Below are 17,206 nucleotides of genomic sequence, written 5' to 3' on the forward strand. Positions count from 1 at the left end.
AACGGGTGAGTTCAGGAGCGTCCGTCACGGCGACCGCATCCGGTGGGTCCCCGTCGATAGCCCGCGAGGTGAACCGGCGACGTACGTTCGCGATCATCTCCCATCCGGACGCTGGCAAATCCACGATGACGGAGGCCCTCGCCCTCCACGCGCGGATGATCAGCGAAGCGGGCGCCATTCACGGCAAGGCGGGGCGCCGGTCCACCGTGTCGGACTGGATGGAAATGGAGAAGGCCCGCGGCATCTCCGTCAGTTCGACGGCCCTCCAGTTCAACTACACGGCTCAGGGTGGCAACCCCGACATTCCGAACGTCATCAATCTCGTTGACACACCCGGCCACGCCGACTTCTCCGAGGACACCTACCGCGTCCTGACCGCGGTCGACGCCGCCGTGATGCTCATCGACGCCGCGAAGGGCCTCGAGCCGCAGACGCTCAAGCTGTTCCAGGTGTGCCGCCACCGGGGCATCCCGGTGATCACCGTCATCAACAAGTGGGACCGGCCGGGACAGACGCCGCTGGAGCTGATCGACGAGATCGGTGACCGGATCGGCCTCATCCCCACTCCCCTGTACTTCCCGGTCGGCATCGCGGGCGACTTCCGCGGTCTGCTCGATCGCCGCACCGGCGAGTACATCCACTTCACCCGGACCGCGGGTGGCGCGACCGTGGCGCCCGAGGAACTGCTGAGCGCCGACGACGCGGCCGGCCGCGAGGGCGACGCCTGGACGGCGGCGGTCGAGGAGAGCGAACTGCTCGCCGAGATGGGGCAGGATCACGATCAGGAGATGTTCCTCGCCGGGCAGACCTCGCCGATGATCTTCGCCTCGGCGATGCTGAACTTCGGTGTGCGGCAACTGCTCGAGACACTCGTCGAACTCGCGCCCGCGCCGGCCGGACGCCTCGACGTCGAGGATCATCTGCGTGAGGTGACCGAGCCGTTCAGTGCCGTGGTCTTCAAGGTGCAGGCCGGCATGGATTCCAGCCACCGCGATCGTCTCGCCTACATGCGGATCGTGTCCGGAGAATTCGAGCGCGGCATGGTGGTGACCCACGCGCAGACCGGGAAACCCTTCGCCACCAAGTACGCGCAGGCCGTTTTCGGACGCGACCGGTCCACGGTCGACCGCGCCTATCCGGGTGACGTCGTCGGTCTGGTGAACGCGATGGCGCTCGCACCCGGCGACACACTCTACATCGACCCGAAGGTTCAGTACCCGCCGATCCCGTCCTTTGCGCCCGAACACTTCTCGGCGCTGCGGGTGAACACCGCGGACAAGTACAAGCAGTTCCGCAAGGCCATGGATCAGCTCGACAGCGAGGGTGTGGTGCAGGTGCTGCGCAACGACCTGCGCGGCGACGCATCCCCGGTCCTCGCCGCCGTCGGACCGATGCAGTTCGAGGTCGTCACCGCACGAATGAAAGCCGAGTTCGGGGTCGACACCACCGTCGAACCCCTCGGCTACTCCCTGGCCCGCCGCACCGACGAGGCCAGTGCCCCGGCACTCGGCAAACAGCGCGGCGTCGAGGTGTTCACCCGTTCCGACGGCGCCCTGCTGGCATTGTTCAGCGACAAGTGGCGCCTGCAGTACGTGCAGAAGGAACATCCCGACCTGACGCTCGAACCCCTTGTCGCCACGACGGATTGACGCCGACGTGAACCGACCTCGCACCGGCGGCCTGTCGCGCGCCGGGCTTCTCGCCCTCGCGCTGGTGCTCCCGCTCGCCGGATGCTCCACGGACACACCGACTCCGACCGCATCCTCGTCCAGCAGTGCGGCCCCGGTCGCCATCACCGAACTCGATCCCGCCCAGTGCCGCGAGGTTCCGCCGAAGGGCCGGATCGACCGCAGCGCCATGGATCTGGCCTTCCGGTCCGGTCACATCCGGATCGCGGTGAACCGCACGGGAACTCCGGCCGCCGGAACACCTGCCGCCTCGGAAACGGCATGCCACGGTTTCGAACGCTGGGGCAATCCACATCCCGACGTGCCGCCCGATTCCCTGCTGTTCACCTTCAAGGGCAACGGCACCGACGGCGCCCAGCTCGAATTCCTCGTCGGCGCGCTGACCGGCGGAGTCCTTCCGCCGATCGGTGATCACCGCCCCAAGGCCGGTCCGCTGAACCGTCCCATCGCCGCACAGGTCGGGGTGTCGACCGGCGGCGCGTACTACCACTCGGCATCATGCTCACTGACCATCACCGCCATGTCAGCGGCGGGCGCAGCGGGCTCCTTCGCGTGTCCGTCCGCGGTCCGCACGGACGCGAATCCGTTGGCGCCCAGCGATGATGTGCCCTTCGACGAACCGAGTACGTCCACACCGGCACCCGCGGTGCCCAGGATCGGGCCGCAGTCGACCGTCGGCCTGTCGGGCTGGTTCGAGGCCCGCCCCTGAGGTTCCGGGCGTCAGCCGCCGACGATCGCCGTCACCACGGCCGGGTCGACATCCTCGATCGTCGACGGCCGGAAGGCCGGATTGCGGTCCTTGTCCACCAGCACCGCACGGACACCTTCGAGGAAGTCGTGGGTCGTCGTGATCCGTTCCGCCGCATGAAGTTCCCGATCGAAGCACTCGTCGAGGGACGAGTCCGCGCCCAGCTCGATCATCGCGGCGGTCACGAACAGACTGGTCGGTGAAGCGCTCGCCAACAGGTCGATCATCTCCTCCGCCCACTCGTCGCCCACCGCGCCACGCAGGCCACCGACGATCGCCGGCACACTGTAGTCGGCGAAGTACTCGGCCGCTTTCCGCAGGGGCACAGCAGCATCCGGAGCCTCACGGTAATCGCCGAGCACCTCTGCCAGCGACTCGCCGCCACGGATTCGGTCGGCCACCGCGGCGATCTCCGACGACGGCACGAAGTGGGTTGCCAGGCCGACCGCCACCGCATCGGCACCCCGCAACCGCGCACCCGTCAGGCCCAGCCACATGCCGATCCCCTCGGGCAACCGCGGCAGGAAGTAGGTGGAACCGACGTCGGGGAAGAACCCGATCGCGGTCTCCGGCATGGCGATGATCGCCTTCTCGCTGACGATCCGGATCTCGCCGTGCACGCTGATCCCCAGCCCGCCACCCATCGCCGCCCCGTCGATGATCGCGACATACGGCTTGGGATAGTCGGCGATCAACTGGTCGAGCCGGTACTCCGAGGAGAAGTAGCGGGTGATCGCCTCCGAGTCGTCGGCGATGGCGTACTCCCGGATCGCGCGGATGTCACCGCCCGCACAGAACGCCCGGTCGCTCGCCGAGGTCACCAGCACCGTCTCGACCGCGTCGTCGTCGGCCCACTCGGACAGGACCGCGAACATGTCGTCGATCATGGTCTGATCCAGGGCATTCAGCGCCTTCGGACGATCCAGGATGATCTCGCCGACACCGTTGGACACCGCACTGCGAATGAAGGACATGGGGCCACCGTACTTGGTCTCGATACGCGCTGGGTCTCGATACGCGCCGGGCTCGCTGCGCTCGCACGCCGCTACTCGACCAGCATCCGATGCTGATCGAGTGATACCAGACGCAGCGCCCCCCAGGATGCTGATCGAGCAGGCACCAAGCGCACCGCCCCCAAGATGCTGATCGAGTAGGCACCGAGCGCACCGCCCCCAGGACGCTGATCGAGTAGGCACCGAGCGCAGCGAGGAGCCGTATCGAGATCATCGGGCGATCAGACGGCGGCGGTCATCTCGGCCAGTTCGGCACGGGTGGCCGCCCGCACCTCCTCGGGGACGGTCGGCGCGAAGCGCACCTGCAGCACGCAGTTTCCGGCGTCGGGCAGGCCTGTCACCTCACGCAGCCCCTCCGGAGGCCGGTTCAACACCGGCAGCAACACCACGCCGAGACCTGCGCGGGCCGCCGTGGTGACGCCCGACATCATGGCGGACTCGACCGCGATGGTGAACGGCACCCCGGCCCCGTTGAGTGTCTCCAGTGCGACGCTGCGGGTGGCACACGGTTCGTCGAACATGATCAGCGGCAACGGATTCTGGTCGGTGAGCGCAGTGTCCGGAGCCGCATACCACCGCATGGCGACCACCGGTCCGCGGACATCGGTGTCGGGGCGCAGTGGTTCGTGATAGATCGCCACGTCGACCTCACCCCGATCCATCGCGGCCATCACCCGGAACGATCGTTCGAGCCGGAAGCTCACCAGGTGATCGGGGCAGAGTTCACGCAGGATCTGCGACAGGAACGGCAGTGCCCAGTCGGCGCCGTACTCGGTGGTCGCGACGGTCAGGCTGGGGGTGTCGGCGCGGATGTTCAAGCGGCGAACCGCGTCGTCGTGGGCACCCAGGATGGCCCGGGCCTCCGCCAGTAACGCCTCCCCGTCGGCGGTGAAGCGGGTGATCCGGCCGTCCCGCTCCACCAGCGTCAGACCGGTCACCGACTCGAGTCTGCGGATGTGCTGGCTGACCGCGGACTGCGTGAGGTGCAGAGCGGCGGCGGCCCGATGGAAGCCGCCACAGGACGCCACCGCCACCAGGCTGCGCAGCGGGGTGATGTCGAGAACGGTGGTGGCCACCCGTCGACCGTAAACCAATCTCGAATGCTAATCAATCACGATTACTGATCATTGTTGGACCGATGGTGGTCTCCGGAACCAGGCTGGACGCATGCGATTACCCCTCGGTCTGTCGACGGCGTTCATCCTCCTGTGGTCGCTCGGATATCCGTTGGGTGCGTTGACCATCGGTGCCATCACCCCCATGTTGCTCCTGCTCATACGTTTCGCCGGTTCGGCACTCCTGCTCGGTGCACTCACCGCGATCACCCACCGCACGCTCCCGCGGGGCAGGCAACTCGGCCACGTCGCGGTCGTCGGACTGCTCACCCAGGTCGCACAGTTCGGCGCAATGTACATGGCGCTCTCGATGGGATTACCCGCCGCTATCGCCGCACTCATCATCGCACTCAACCCGGTTGCCACCGCGATGCTCGCTCGCCCGATACTGGGCGAGCACATAGGGATTCGCGGCTGGACGGGCATCGGAGTCGGCGTCGCCGCGGTCCTCAGCGCCTGCCTCCCCCGCGTCCTCGGCCACACCGGGGCGGTGGGCGGGGCACTCGTCTTCGCGGTCGTCGCCCTACTCGGGGTCGCACTCGGTGGCGTCTATCAGCAACGGTTCTGCCGGGACGTCGACCCGATCGCCGGTAGCACCGTCCACTACCTGGTCGCGACGATCCCCATCGGCGTGCTGTGCCTGCTGATCCCGCAGCATGTCACCGATCCGGCGCAGGCAGCCTGGCTGCTCCCACTGACGATCATCCTGTTCTCGGTGATCACGATGAACATCTTCCTCCGGCTCGTCAACACGGCCGGAGCGGCCCCGACGTCGCTGCTGTTCATCGTGATCCCCTCGATCTCGGCGCTGATGTCGTGGGGGCTGCTCGGACAGGCACCGGATCGGTGGATTGTGCTCGGACTGGTACTGGGTGCCGTGTCCCTCGCCATCTCGTCGCTCCCCGCCATGAGCCGGGCCGGGATGTGTCGAGTAGGGAAGCGTCGCGGACACAAATGCGTTGACACACCCGAACCCGCGTGCGCTACCGTGGCCACGGCGGGATCAGCACCCGCTCCGGTCCGTTCGTGACGGACCGTCCCGCGACGTATGAGGTGATCTCTCCGACATGAACTCCTGAGGTCGAACGACACGCCCTGCCGCATCCGGTGATTCCGGGTCGGCGTGCATCCGCTCACCTCCGGAGGTCTCCATGTCCGATACGTCATCCGATACGTCATTCGCCGCTTCTGCCGGCACCACACCCGCGATCGTCCTGTCCGATGTCTCGTTCGGCTGGCCGGACGGCACACCGGTGTTCGATCACCTTTCACTGACCGTCCCGGAGGCGACGTACTCACTGGTCGGAGCCAACGGAGCGGGCAAGAGCACCCTCCTCCGGCTGATCGCCGGTGAACTGTCACCGGGGAGCGGCAGCGTCACGGTGCGCGGCGAGGCAGGTTTCGTCCATCAGCATGCCGACGAGGACCCGGACGCGACGATCGCCTCCGCACTCGGCATCGACGCCATCCGCGACGCCATCGACCGGATCGAGCACGGCTCGGTCGACGAGGCCGATTTCACGACGGTCGGCGACGACTGGGATGTGTCCGAGCGTGCGGTGGCGCAGTTGTCCGCACTGGGCCTGCCGACCGAACTTGAGCGAAGGGTCGGCACCCTGTCGGGCGGTGAGGCCACTCTGCTCGGTATCGTCGCGCAGCTCGTGCGCCGGCCGTCGGTGCTGCTGCTCGACGAGCCGACCAACAATCTCGATTCCTCCTCGCGCACACGACTGTTCGACCTCATTGATCGCCACGCCGGGACCGTCCTGATCGTCAGTCACGATCTCGAGTTGCTCGAACGGGTGGAGGCGACACTGGAGCTGTATCACGGCGACGTCCGGCTGTTCGGTGGACCGTATTCGCACTACCGGCAGGTCGTCGACGCCGAACAGGAGGCCGCGACCGCCGCGGCCGCCACCGCGGCCAACGATCTGCGCAAACAGAAACGCGAGTTCGTCGAAGCCCAGATCAAACTCGATCGCCGTGCTCGCACCGCCGCCCGGGCCGAACGTGAGAAGCGGGTCCCGAAGATCATCTCCGGGCTCCGGGCCAATGACGCGCAGGTGTCGGCGGGCAAGCTGCGCAACGCCCATCGCGACGATGTCACGGCGGCGACGACCCGGCTCGACGCCGCCCGGGACGATATCCGCGCCGACCGGACCGCGCACATCACCATGCCCGACGCCGAGCTGGCCACCCGCACAACGGTTGTCGACGACCGGCGACTCCCCGTCGACGGGCCGGAACGCATCGCCCTCGTCGGCGACAACGGTTCCGGCAAGACCACCCTGCTGCGCGACATCATCGCCGGCGATCATGTGCTGGTTCCATATGCCCTTGTGCCGCAGCAGATCACCTTCGACGACCCGGCCCGGTCGATCGTCGGCGAAGTGGCCGCTCGGCACCCCGGCCTCACCGAGCAGCGGATTCGCGCACAGTTGGCGTCGTTCCTGTTCCGTGGCCGTGCCGGCGACCGGACGCTGTCGGAACTGTCCGGCGGCGAACGCCTCCGCGTCGCCATGGCCATCGCACTGATCGCCGACCCCACGCCGAAATTGCTGATCCTCGACGAACCGACCAACAACCTCGACATCGACACCACCGAGGTGCTGGTGGACGCTCTCCGGTCGTGGCGCGGCGCGTTGATCGTGGTGTCCCACGACGCCGGATTCCTGGAGCGGATCGGGATCGACCGCACCGTCTCGCCCGGCTGAGGAGTTCGCCGCGACAGCGCGCACAGGCCACGGCATACTGGCTGCCGATGAGTGCGCCCAGTGAAACCTCACCGTTGCCCGTCGTCCTGATCCACGGACTACGGGTCAGCGGCGCGGCCCTGCATCGCATCGCCGCCGCGATCACCGATCGCCCCGTCTGCCATCCCGACCTGCCCGGACACGGCACACGCGGCGACGAGACGTTCACCATGGACGCTGCGGTCGCCGCGATCATCGACACCATCGACGACCTGGGCGGCCGCGCCGTGCTGGCCGGCATGTCCCTGGGCGGCTACGTGGCGATGGCCACCGCGGCCCGGCATCCGGAGTCGGTGGCCGGGACGGTCGTCATGTGCGCCACCACGCAGCCGACACCGCTGCTCGCCGCCCCGTTCCAGGCCTTCGGCGCGGCGACCAGCGTGCTGCCCCGCCAGGCCGCGATCATCAGCAAAGGCTTGACCCGCCTCGCGGTCGGCAGGCGTGTCGCCGAGGACATGGAGGCCGGCGGGTTGTCGCTGCATTCGATCCGTGACGTGGTGCGCGAGCTGTCCCACTTCGACGCGCTTGGCGAGATCGCCGCCTACCCCGGTCCCGTCGAGTTCATCAACGGCGGCTGGGATCAGTTCCGGATGCACGAGACGCAGTTCGTCGAGGCCGCTCCGCATGCGGAACTGCGTGTCCTCCCCCGCGCCACCCATCTGTTCCCGCTGATCCAGCCCACCGCCACCGCCGAGCTGATCATCCGCTTCACCACCGCTCTCCCCCAACCGATTTCGTAGCGGTCCGAGGAGAGTGCGGGGTCAGTCGACGGCGACCTCGAGCCATTCGAGTTCGGCGGCCTCTTTCGCCTCGACGACCTCTTTGAGTTCGGCGTTCAGAGCCACCAGCCGATCGGGATCGGTTGCCGCATCGAGCAGTTCGGCGTGCAGTCGGGTCTCGCGGGCATCGAGCTGGGAGATCTGCCGTTCCAGCCGGTTCATCGCCTTGCGCGCCTCGCGATGCTCGGCCGCGCTCATCGCCGGAGCCGGTGCGGGTTCGTCGTCGCGCGGGGACGTTGCTCCGACGGCGGCGATCGGACGTCGGGACTCGTTCTCGGCCAGTTCTTTTCGTCTCTTCAGATACTGCTCGATGCCACCCGGAAGGTTGGTGAGCGTATCGTCGCCGAACAGCGCCCACGTGCTGTCGCAGATCCGCTCGATGAGATAGCGGTCGTGGCTGATCACCACGAGCGTGCCGGCCCAGCCGTCCAGCAGGTCCTCGACCTGCTGCAGGGTGTCGATGTCGAGATCGTTCGTCGGCTCGTCGAGCAACAGGACATTGGGTTCGGCCATCAGCACCCGGGTGAGCTGGAGGCGACGACGTTCACCGCCGGACAGGTCGCCGACCGGGGTGCGCTGGCGGGCCGGGCTGAAGCCGAGTCGTTCGGCGAGCTGGCTTGCGGAGTATTCCTTGTCGCCCAGCATGATTCGTCCGGCCACGGATTCGACGGCATCGAGCACGCGCTGATCGGGGTCGAGGTCGTCGAGTTCCTGACGCAGCCACCCGATGGACACGGTGGTGCCCTCGATGCGACGTCCCGGCGCCACGTCCACCTCACCGGCGAGCGCGCGCAACAGCGTCGTCTTGCCCGAACCGTTCACACCGACCAGGCCGATGCGTTCACCCGGCGCCAGACGCCACGTCAGGTCGTCGACGAGTGTCCGCGACGGACGATCCGGACTCGCGGGGGTCTCCAGACGAGCATTCTCCAACTCGATGACGACACGTCCGAGTCGCCGCCGGGCGAAGGCCGACAGCGTGACGGTGTCGCGTGGTGCCGGGACGTCGGCGATGAGTTTCTCGGCTGCCTCGATGCGATAGCGCGGCTTGGACGTCCGGGCGGGCGGGCCGCGCCGAAGCCACGCCAACTCCTTGCGGGCCAGGTTGCGCCTGCGCTCCTCCGCGGCGTCGTCGAGCCTGCTGCGTTCGGCCCGCGCATAGATCCAGTCGTTGTAGCCGCCCTCGTACTCGTCGACCCGCCCGGAGTGGACCTCCCAGGTGCGGGTGGCGACGGTGTCCAGGAACCAGCGATCGTGGGTGACGACGATGAGGGCGCTGCGGCGCGACACCAGATGGTCGGCCAGCCACTGCACCCCCTCGATGTCGAGATGGTTCGTCGGCTCGTCGAGGATCAACAGGTCGGCGTCGGAGACCAGTGCGGCGGCCAGCCCGACCCGGCGGCGCTGGCCGCCGGACAGTTCGTCGACGTTCGCGTCGAGCAGTTCGTCGATGCCGATGCCCCGCAGGATTCCGCGGATGCGGGCATCACCCGCCCACTCGTGGACGGCGACCTCCGGTCCGCCGACGACCACCTCGGCGACGGTGGCGCCCGCGGGCAACTCGCCGCGCTGGGTGACCGTCGCGACCCGGATGTCCCCGGCCCGCGACACACGCCCGCTGTCGGGTTCGGTGATGCCGCCGAGGATCTCCAGGAGCGTCGTCTTGCCGCCGCCGTTGAGGCCGACCACACCGATCCGCTGACCTTCGTGCACGCCGAGTGAGACCGATTCGAGCAGCGGTTTGATGCCGAAACTCTTGCTGATGCGGTCCGCGTTGATCAGTGCGGATGGGGTGGAAGCCACCGAAGAACCCTAGCAACCGGGCCGTCGAGGGCCCCAGCCGCCGAGCATGGGCCCGGTCGGTGCCGCACCGATACGCGTGGCGAACACCGCGCCCATCCCCTAGCGTCGGATGAATGATCCTTCGACGCACGGTGATGAGCGCCGCACTCGCACTGACCATGGGGGTCTCCGGAGCTGTCGGCGGCGCCGCCGTCGCCGCTCCGCAGGTGGGCCCCGATGTGTCGAGCCATCAGCATCCGGGCGGTGCGGGGATCAACTGGTTCGCGGTGCGTGGTGCGGGCCAGCAGATGGCGATGGTGAAAGCCACCGAATCGACGTGGTACGTCAATCCGTACTTCGTCACCGACAGCCTGGCGATGCGCGCGGCCGGCCTGATCCGCGGTACCTATCACTACGCCGATCCGACCCGGTCGGCGTCCGCCCAGGCACTCTTCTACGCGGGCATCGTGCTCGGCCAGAACGGCATCCTCGATCTGCCGCCCGTGCTCGACCTCGAGCACAGCGGCGGCAAGTCGCCCGCCGCCCTCGCGGCGTGGGTGCGCGAGTTCTGCAACACCCTCGAGGCGATCACCCGCCGCAAGACGATCATCTACACGTATCCGAATTTCTGGAACAGCGCGATGGGCGGAACGAGCGCCTTCCGCGACCATCCGCTGTGGATCGCGTCCTACCGGGGCGGCTCGTCACCGCAGATGCCACGCGGCTGGAATCACTGGACCTTCTGGCAGTTCACCGATTCCGGCCGCCTGCCCGGGGTGTCCACACGCGTCGATCTGAACCGCTACAACGGATCCATCGCCCAATTGCGCGCCTACGGCAACGCGATCAACGTCTTCGGCAGCTGAGCGGCGTCACTCGTCGTCGAGCACGCGGGCGCCCGGCACCGGCCCGGTGGCCGTCCGCACGGCGCGTGTGACGCCGGCCCCGGACAATTCGGCAGCGACGTTGACCGCCGACACCTCGTCGGCGCACAGGAACGCACACGTCGGACCCGAGCCCGACACGATCCCGTTCAGGGCACCCGCGTCGATTCCGGCCCGCAGTGTGCGCCGCAATTCGGGCTGGAGGCTCAGCGCCGCCGGCTGCAGATCATTGCTCAGCAGCGGCGCCAGCGCATGCGGATCACCGGCTGCCAGAGCGGTCAGCAGGGCATCCGGACGGGATGCCTCGACATTCTCGGATCGGTTCTCCCGCAACCGATCCAGCTCACCGAAAACCTGCGGCGTCGACAATCCGGCCTTGGCGAGGGCGAGCACCCAGTGGAATTCACCGCGCGCCAGGATCGGCATCAGCTGCTCCCCCCGGCCGGTGCCGAGGGCGGTGCCGCCGTGCAGCGCGAACGGGACGTCGCTGCCCAGCCCGGCGGCGATCTCGTACATCTCGTCGCGGTCGAGATCGAGACCCCACAGGTGAGTGACGGCCAGAAGCGCCCCCGCGGCGTCGGCGCTGCCGCCTGCCATGCCACCGGCGACGGGAATGCGTTTGGTGATGTCGATGGCGACCTTCGGTGCACGCCCGGCGCGTTCGGCCACCTCGGTCACCGCGCGCACCGCGAGATTGCTCGAGTCGGCGGGCACCTGGGCGGCACCCTCACCCGTGGTACCGACCCGTAAATCCGTCGAACGACTGACCCGGACGTCGTCGCACAGCGACAACGCCTGGAAGACCGTCACGAGATCGTGATAGCCGTCGGCACGGAGCGGTCCCACGCCGAGGTGCAGGTTGACCTTGGCGGGAACCCGGACGGTGACCGCATCGGACACCACCGACAGCGAGGCTCGAGACACAGCTAACCAGGATAGCGGTCGTAACGGTCACCGCGCGACGGTCACCGCGCACCCAGGACGTGCGCGGGCCACCGGCGCCGGGCGATCGGATCGTCGCGGCGAAGTACTGCCGTATGCACCTGTTCGGTGAGTTCCCGCCGCCGGTGACCACCGCCGAGCTGCTCGTGTGAGCTGCCCGTGTACCGGAACCCACACGCCGAGGCGAGCCGTGCCGACGCGGTATTGCCGAGCAACGCATTCCAGTTGATGCGCTCCAGACCGAGACGGGAGAATCCGTCGTCGACGACGAGCCCGACCGCCTCTGCAAGGTAGCCGTGACCGCGCTGATCCGGGGCGCACCAGTACCCGATCGACGCGCCGCCCGCACCATCACACCGCAGACCCGCGACTCCGACGAACTCGTCACCGTCGCCGAGCCGAATCACCCACGTCGACGACTCCGGTGCACCGGCCGTCACGTTCACGAAATACTCTGCGTCCGAACGGGTGTACGGTACCGGGACCAGCGTGTACCGCTGGATGTCCGCATCCTGGCAGGCTGCGCAGATGGCGTCGACATCCGATTCCGCCGGACGCCTCAGCACCAGTCGTGTGCTCAGCAGTTCCATGCCCGGGAGGCTAGTGGGGCGCACGATGCCCGTCACGCGGATTTCCGGAGGCGCCCCGGTCAGTCGGTGGTGGCGAGCCGGACGAAGTCGTCGACATCGAGTCGCTCGCCGCGGATACCGGGGTCGATCCCCGCGGCGCGCAGGCGGCGTTCGGCCTCCACCGGGCTGCCCGCCCAGCTCGCCAACGCGGACCGCATCGTCTTGCGACGCTGGGCGAATGCCGCGTCGATGGCAGCGAAGACCAGGGCGCGGCGTTCCGGGTCGTCGGGCTGATCGTCGGTGCGATCGACACGCACCAGCCCCGACTCGATCTTGGGTTCGGGCCAGAAGACATTGCGGCCCACGGCGCCGGCGCGACGCACCGTCCCGAAGTAGCGGGCCTTGACGCTCGGCACACCGTAGGTGCGGGACCCTGGTCCGGCGGCCAGACGGTCCGCCACCTCGGCCTGCACCATCACCAGAGAGGTTGCGATACTGGGGAATTCGGCCAGCAGATGCAGCAAGACGGGAACCGCGACGTTGTAGGGCAGGTTCGCGACGAGAGCGGTGGGCTGCACCGGGAGGTCGTCGCGGCGCACGGTCATGGCGTCGGCGGTGATCACCTGGAAGTCGGCGGCCCGGGCCGGGGCGAATTCCTCGATGGTGCGCGGAAGACGTTGCGCGAGAACGGGATCAATCTCCACGGCAACGACGCGTCCGGCGGTACCGAGCAGGGCGAGGGTCAGCGATCCGAGTCCGGGGCCGACCTCGAGAACCACATCGTCGGCGCCGACACCGGATTCGGCGACGATCCGCCGCACGGTGTTGGCGTCATGAACGAAGTTCTGTCCGAGGGTCTTGGTCGGCCGGACATCCAATTCGGCTGCGAGCCGCCGGATCTGGGCGGGTCCGAGGAGTCGCGGCGCGTCGCTCAGCGCAGCCCCAGACGCGAGCTGCACGACGGCCAGGCACCCCAGCCCTGGGCCGCCTGAGTCTTCTTGGCGACGGCGATCTGCTCCTCACGGGTGGCGAGGTCGGCACGCGGCGCGTATTCCAGGCCGCCCCAGCGCGCCCAGGTGTTCTGATCGAACTGCACACCGCCGAAGAATCCGTTGCCGCTGTTGATGGCCCAGTTCCCGGTGGCCTCGCACTGGGCGAGCGCATCCCACACCGAGCCCGTCGGCACGAACGGCGCACCCTCCTTGGTGCCGATCCGCACGGTCGCGGCGATCGGTTCGGTGACGATGGTCGATCCGACCTTCTCGCGCTTGATGACCTTGCCGTTGACGGTGGTGACCTTGTAGGTGACCTCCTGGCTGCCCGGCTTGCCCGGCTTCAGCACGACCTTGCGGTCGCGGATGAGCGTCGGGTCCTTCTTCTCGATCTCCGGCGGCGCGACGCGCTCGGTGACGGTGGTGGCGTCGGTGCGGATACGCGTGACGCTGATCTTCATGCCCTCGGTGACCGGGGTATCCGCGGCGGGGGTGACCTTGTCCTCGCCGCCGAGGGGCTTGCCGGTGCCGGCCAGGACGTCGGCGACGGTCTTGGCGGCGACGGTCGGACGGAAGGTGACCAGGCCGTCGGTGAGCTTCACACGCTTGGGCGTGACGACGTCGACGACGCCGCCGTCGACGGGGATGCCGCCGGTGCGCGCGAAGTTGGCGTCCTGCGCGACCGCGCCGTGCATGCCCTGCGCGCCGAGGAGTTCGGGCAGGCTGGTCGCGGTGGTCCGCACGGTCTTGCGCTGCCCGTCGACGTCGAGGACGACGGTCTTGGCGCGCCGCAGGGTGATGGTCTGTCCGTCACTGACGCCCGCATCCGCGGCCGGGGTGACCAGGTCGCCGTCGACCGGTGCGAGTCCCTGCGCACCGAGCACGGAATCGACCGAGAGCGCCATGGTGGAGACCTGTCGCTTCTGCCCGTCGACGTCGATGGTGACGTTCTTGTGCATGGCCACGCCCATGATTCCGCCGGCCGTGAGGGTGGTGAGCACCGCACCGACGGCCACCCGTGCACGAGTGGACTGGGAGGTGTTGATCTGCGCAAGAAGGGACAACGGTCTACATCCTGTTCGGGGACTTGAAACTCCGCGCGCACCGCGAAACCCAAACCTCGGAACCAGATGCTCCCCGACCTGAGTCGCCGCAGTTCACAGCGGATCACAATACGATAACGAACCGGGATGGTTACCGCAAAGGTAGCCGGTAGACGCGCCGGGCGTTGTCGCCGAGCGTCCGCGCCATCGTCTCTCCGTCGATCCCGCGTATCTCCGCCAGTGCCCGCGCGGTGTACGGGATGCAATACGACTGATTCGGCTGGCCACGGTAGGGATGAGGCGTCAGGAACGGCGCATCGGTCTCCACCAGGATCTGGTCGTCGGGAACCATCGCGGCCGCGACCCGCAGTTCGTCGGCGTTGGCGAAGGTCACAGTCCCGGCGAAGCTCAGGAAGTACCCGCGCTCGATGCATTCCCGGGCAACATTTCGGTCACCGGAGAAGCAGTGCATGATCACGGATTCGGGCGCGGTCTCGGCGGCCAGGATGTCGAGGAGATCCTGGTCCGCCTCCCGGTTGTGGATCATCAGCGGCTTGCCGACCTGCTTGGCGAGATCGATGTGCCACGCGAAGGCCTCCGCCTGGACAGCCGGGTCGGCACAAGTCTCGGACTTGCCCGGCCAGTAATAGTCGAGACCCGTCTCCCCCACGGCGACGACCCGGTCGTCGGCGACCATCCGGGTCAGTTCCGCCTTCGCGTCGTCGTCGAGTTCACCGGCGTGCGTGGGATGCAGGGCCACCGCGGCGAAGGCCCGGTCGTCCCAGTGCGCCGCGTCCATGGCCCAGCGCGCGTCGACCATGTCGTCGGCGACCGTGACGACCTGTCCGACGCCCACGCGCTCGGCGTGATCGAGGATCGCGCGCACCGACTCCGCATCGCGGCCACCGCACGCGGCCAGGTGCGTATGCGCATCGACGAGGCCCGGGAGCGGCTCCGGATCCGGCGGGGGCTCGCGGCGCCGCCGTTTGCGGGCCGCCTTGTTGCTCAGTGTTTCGTCGTTGCTCAGTGTTTCGTCGGCGACGGCTGAATCAGTCCCCGCGGAGACGGTCGAATCACCACCAGAGTCGGTCACAGCTCCACTGTGCCAGCGATGACGGTGCGCGCCGCGCCGCCCACCCAGATCCGCGTGCCGTCATCGACGACCCGGACGCGCCCGGCACGCCCCAGTGCGGCGCCCTGGGCGGCGACGTATTCCTCCGGCGCGCGGCCGGTGGCGCGCAGCCACACCGCGATCCCGGCGTTGAGACTGCCGGTGACCGGATCCTCGGGAACACCCTGATCGGGCGCGAAAGCCCGTACCTCGTAATCGATTCCGGGCTCGCCGGAAATCCCGTCGGCATAGGGGCCGACCAGCCCGACCTCATGCGCACCCAGCGCCGCGAAGTCGGGCCGCACCTCGAGCACGCGTTCGCCGGATTCGAGCATCAGCACCATCCAGTCGGGACCGTTGGCGACCCATTCGGCGGCGACGACCTCGGCCCGGGCCAGTCCGAGCGCCGCGGCCACCTCCGTGACGGTGTCCTCGTCCACCGGCCCGGATCTCCGCAGCGGCGGCGCCGCGAAAGCCAGACCGTCGTCGTCGACGCGGATGTCCACCAGGCCGACACCGCATTCCTGCACGATGCGCTCGCCCCGCGGTGCGCCACCGGACTCCAGCCACGCGTGAGCCGAACCGAGCGTCGGATGACCGGCGAACGGCAGTTCGCCGGAGGGCGTGAAGATCCGGAGGCGATAGTCGGCGGCGGCGTCCGTCGGTGGCAGCACGAAGGTCGTCTCCGACAGGTTGGTCCAGTTGGCGAAGGCCGCCATCGTCTCGTCCGTCAGCCCGTCCCCGTCGAGGACGACCGCCACCGGATTTCCGGCCGTGGGTACGTCGGCGAATACATCGACCTGGGCGAAACGTCGCGTCATGCGCCCATCCTCGCGCACATGTGCCGACTGCGGCCACCGCATTTCCGCCGTTCGGACAACGGCCGCCCGACACCTCGGAGCCAACCGTGGTCCGGGCTGCGAACGAAGTACGGTTGAGCGATATCGCCGGGGGATGCATGGGGCGGGACACACGGGCGGAGACAGCGATGACGACGACACCCTTCGCGGCCACCAATCTGCCGCGTAAGCAGCTGACCGACGAGGTCGCCGATCACCTGCGCACACAGATCATGACCGGGCGGCTGCGTCCCGGCGAGTTCGTCCGCCTCGACGACACGGCCACCGCGCTCGGGTGCAGCGTCACCCCGGTCCGGGAGGCCCTGGTGACGCTGCGCGGCGATGGTCTGGTCCGGTCCTCGCCGCATCGGGGTTTCATCGTCGAACCACTCGGCCGCGGCGACATCGTGGACATCTTCTGGATGCAGGCCGAACTGTCGGCGCGGCTCGCCACACATGCCACCGACAATCCCGATCTCGACGACCACCTGACCCGGATGACCGAGATCGTCGACGACCTGGAGTCCGCCGTCGGCCGCCGCGATCTTCCGCGTGTCCTGAACGCCGAGTTCGCTTTTCATCGCCAGGTGAATCTGGCGGCGAACAGCAAGAAATTGGCCTGGTTCGTGTATTCGGCCAGCAAGTACAACCCCCACGAGGTGTACGCGGGTGACCCGGAATGGGGACGGCAGGCCGTCTCCAGCCACCGGCGGCTGATCGGTTTGCTCCGCGACGGAGACGGCCCGGCGATCCGCTCGGAGATCCACGCCCGGTTCGACGACGCACGTGACCGGCTGATCGCCCAGCTCGAATCGATCGACTTCTGGGGAGACGGCTCCGAGACCGATACGCCGTCCTGACCGCCACCGGCACGGTGCCGTGCGGGTGATCACGCACACGCCGAACGGCCAGGACGAGCCACGCGCCCTCCGGACCGGTACCGTTTTG

The 17,206-nt window shown here is 68.3% G+C and carries 16 protein-coding genes; 7 read left to right on the forward strand and 9 right to left on the reverse strand.

The genetic code is table 11. The features are described from left to right. Window positions 1–5: 5 nt before the first annotated feature. Window positions 6–1,649 (forward strand): peptide chain release factor 3, encoded by a 1,644-nt coding sequence (locus tag AC4JJG_RS01835; RefSeq protein WP_495399217.1) that lies wholly within the window; start codon window positions 6–8, stop codon window positions 1,647–1,649. 7 nt (window positions 1,650–1,656) lie between these two features. Then, window positions 1,657–2,397 (forward strand): hypothetical protein, encoded by a 741-nt coding sequence (locus AC4JJG_RS01840; protein WP_495399216.1) that lies wholly within the window; start codon window positions 1,657–1,659, stop codon window positions 2,395–2,397. A gap of 11 nt (window positions 2,398–2,408) precedes the next feature. On the opposite strand, the gene AC4JJG_RS01845 is transcribed toward AC4JJG_RS01840, so the two are convergent. Both AC4JJG_RS01845 and AC4JJG_RS01850 read right to left on the reverse strand, forming a co-directional pair. Then, entirely contained in the window at window positions 2,409–3,410 is a 1,002-nt protein-coding gene (locus AC4JJG_RS01845) for an enoyl-CoA hydratase/isomerase family protein (RefSeq protein WP_495399215.1), read from the reverse strand. 260 nt (window positions 3,411–3,670) lie between these two features. Further along, window positions 3,671–4,525, reverse strand: coding sequence for a LysR family transcriptional regulator (locus tag AC4JJG_RS01850; protein ID WP_495399214.1), 855 nt, complete (start codon window positions 4,523–4,525; stop codon window positions 3,671–3,673). Window positions 4,526–4,616: 91 nt separating this feature from the next. Between AC4JJG_RS01850 and AC4JJG_RS01855 the strand changes: the two genes are divergently transcribed. The 3 genes from AC4JJG_RS01855 (at window position 4,617) to AC4JJG_RS01865 (ending at window position 8,057) form a co-directional block, all read left to right on the forward strand. Then, window positions 4,617–5,594, forward strand: a complete 978-nt coding sequence (locus AC4JJG_RS01855; RefSeq protein WP_495399213.1) for a DMT family transporter — start codon at window positions 4,617–4,619, stop codon at window positions 5,592–5,594. Between the two features lie 121 nt (window positions 5,595–5,715). Further along, window positions 5,716–7,278, forward strand: a complete 1,563-nt coding sequence (locus AC4JJG_RS01860; protein ID WP_495399212.1) for an ATP-binding cassette domain-containing protein — start codon at window positions 5,716–5,718, stop codon at window positions 7,276–7,278. A 47-nt stretch (window positions 7,279–7,325) separates the two neighbouring features. Further along, complete coding sequence (locus AC4JJG_RS01865) at window positions 7,326–8,057, forward strand: alpha/beta fold hydrolase (RefSeq protein WP_495399211.1); 732 nt, start codon at window positions 7,326–7,328, stop codon at window positions 8,055–8,057. A 21-nt stretch (window positions 8,058–8,078) separates the two neighbouring features. On the opposite strand, the gene AC4JJG_RS01870 is transcribed toward AC4JJG_RS01865, so the two are convergent. Then, a complete protein-coding gene (locus tag AC4JJG_RS01870; RefSeq protein WP_495399210.1) occupies window positions 8,079–9,899 on the reverse strand; it encodes an ABC-F family ATP-binding cassette domain-containing protein in 1,821 nt (606 codons plus the stop codon). A gap of 113 nt (window positions 9,900–10,012) precedes the next feature. Between AC4JJG_RS01870 and AC4JJG_RS01875 the strand changes: the two genes are divergently transcribed. Then, on the forward strand, window positions 10,013–10,744 hold the full coding sequence (locus tag AC4JJG_RS01875; RefSeq protein ID WP_495399209.1) for a glycoside hydrolase family 25 protein: 732 nt from the start codon (window positions 10,013–10,015) through the stop codon (window positions 10,742–10,744). 6 nt (window positions 10,745–10,750) lie between these two features. Here the strand turns inward: AC4JJG_RS01875 and AC4JJG_RS01880 are convergent, their stop codons facing one another. From AC4JJG_RS01880 to AC4JJG_RS01905, 6 genes are all read right to left on the reverse strand, one after another. Then, window positions 10,751–11,686 carry a 4-(cytidine 5'-diphospho)-2-C-methyl-D-erythritol kinase gene (locus AC4JJG_RS01880; RefSeq protein ID WP_495399208.1) on the reverse strand — a complete coding sequence of 312 codons (936 nt, stop codon included), beginning with the start codon at window positions 11,684–11,686 and terminating at the stop codon, window positions 10,751–10,753. 41 nt (window positions 11,687–11,727) lie between these two features. Continuing rightward, window positions 11,728–12,294 (reverse strand): GNAT family N-acetyltransferase, encoded by a 567-nt coding sequence (locus tag AC4JJG_RS01885; protein WP_495399207.1) that lies wholly within the window; start codon window positions 12,292–12,294, stop codon window positions 11,728–11,730. A gap of 59 nt (window positions 12,295–12,353) precedes the next feature. Further along, window positions 12,354–13,241, reverse strand: a complete 888-nt coding sequence (gene rsmA, locus AC4JJG_RS01890) for a 16S rRNA (adenine(1518)-N(6)/adenine(1519)-N(6))-dimethyltransferase RsmA (protein WP_495399632.1) — start codon at window positions 13,239–13,241, stop codon at window positions 12,354–12,356. After that, the gene (locus AC4JJG_RS01895; RefSeq protein WP_495399206.1) at window positions 13,205–14,329 is read right to left on the reverse strand and encodes a resuscitation-promoting factor; all 1,125 of its coding nucleotides are present in this window, start codon (window positions 14,327–14,329) and stop codon (window positions 13,205–13,207) included. The genes rsmA and AC4JJG_RS01895 overlap by 37 nt, the downstream gene beginning before the upstream one ends. 130 nt (window positions 14,330–14,459) lie before the next feature. Further along, window positions 14,460–15,335 (reverse strand): TatD family hydrolase, encoded by an 876-nt coding sequence (locus tag AC4JJG_RS01900; RefSeq protein ID WP_495399631.1) that lies wholly within the window; start codon window positions 15,333–15,335, stop codon window positions 14,460–14,462. A gap of 62 nt (window positions 15,336–15,397) precedes the next feature. Beyond that, window positions 15,398–16,240 (reverse strand): PhzF family phenazine biosynthesis protein, encoded by an 843-nt coding sequence (locus AC4JJG_RS01905; RefSeq protein WP_495399205.1) that lies wholly within the window; start codon window positions 16,238–16,240, stop codon window positions 15,398–15,400. A gap of 167 nt (window positions 16,241–16,407) precedes the next feature. On the opposite strand from AC4JJG_RS01905, the gene AC4JJG_RS01910 reads away from it, so the two are divergent. Next, complete coding sequence (locus AC4JJG_RS01910; RefSeq protein WP_495399204.1) at window positions 16,408–17,118, forward strand: GntR family transcriptional regulator; 711 nt, start codon at window positions 16,408–16,410, stop codon at window positions 17,116–17,118. The last annotated feature ends 88 nt before the right edge of the window (window positions 17,119–17,206 follow it).

The sequence above is a fragment of the Gordonia sp. B8661-1 genome (assembly GCF_059427765.1).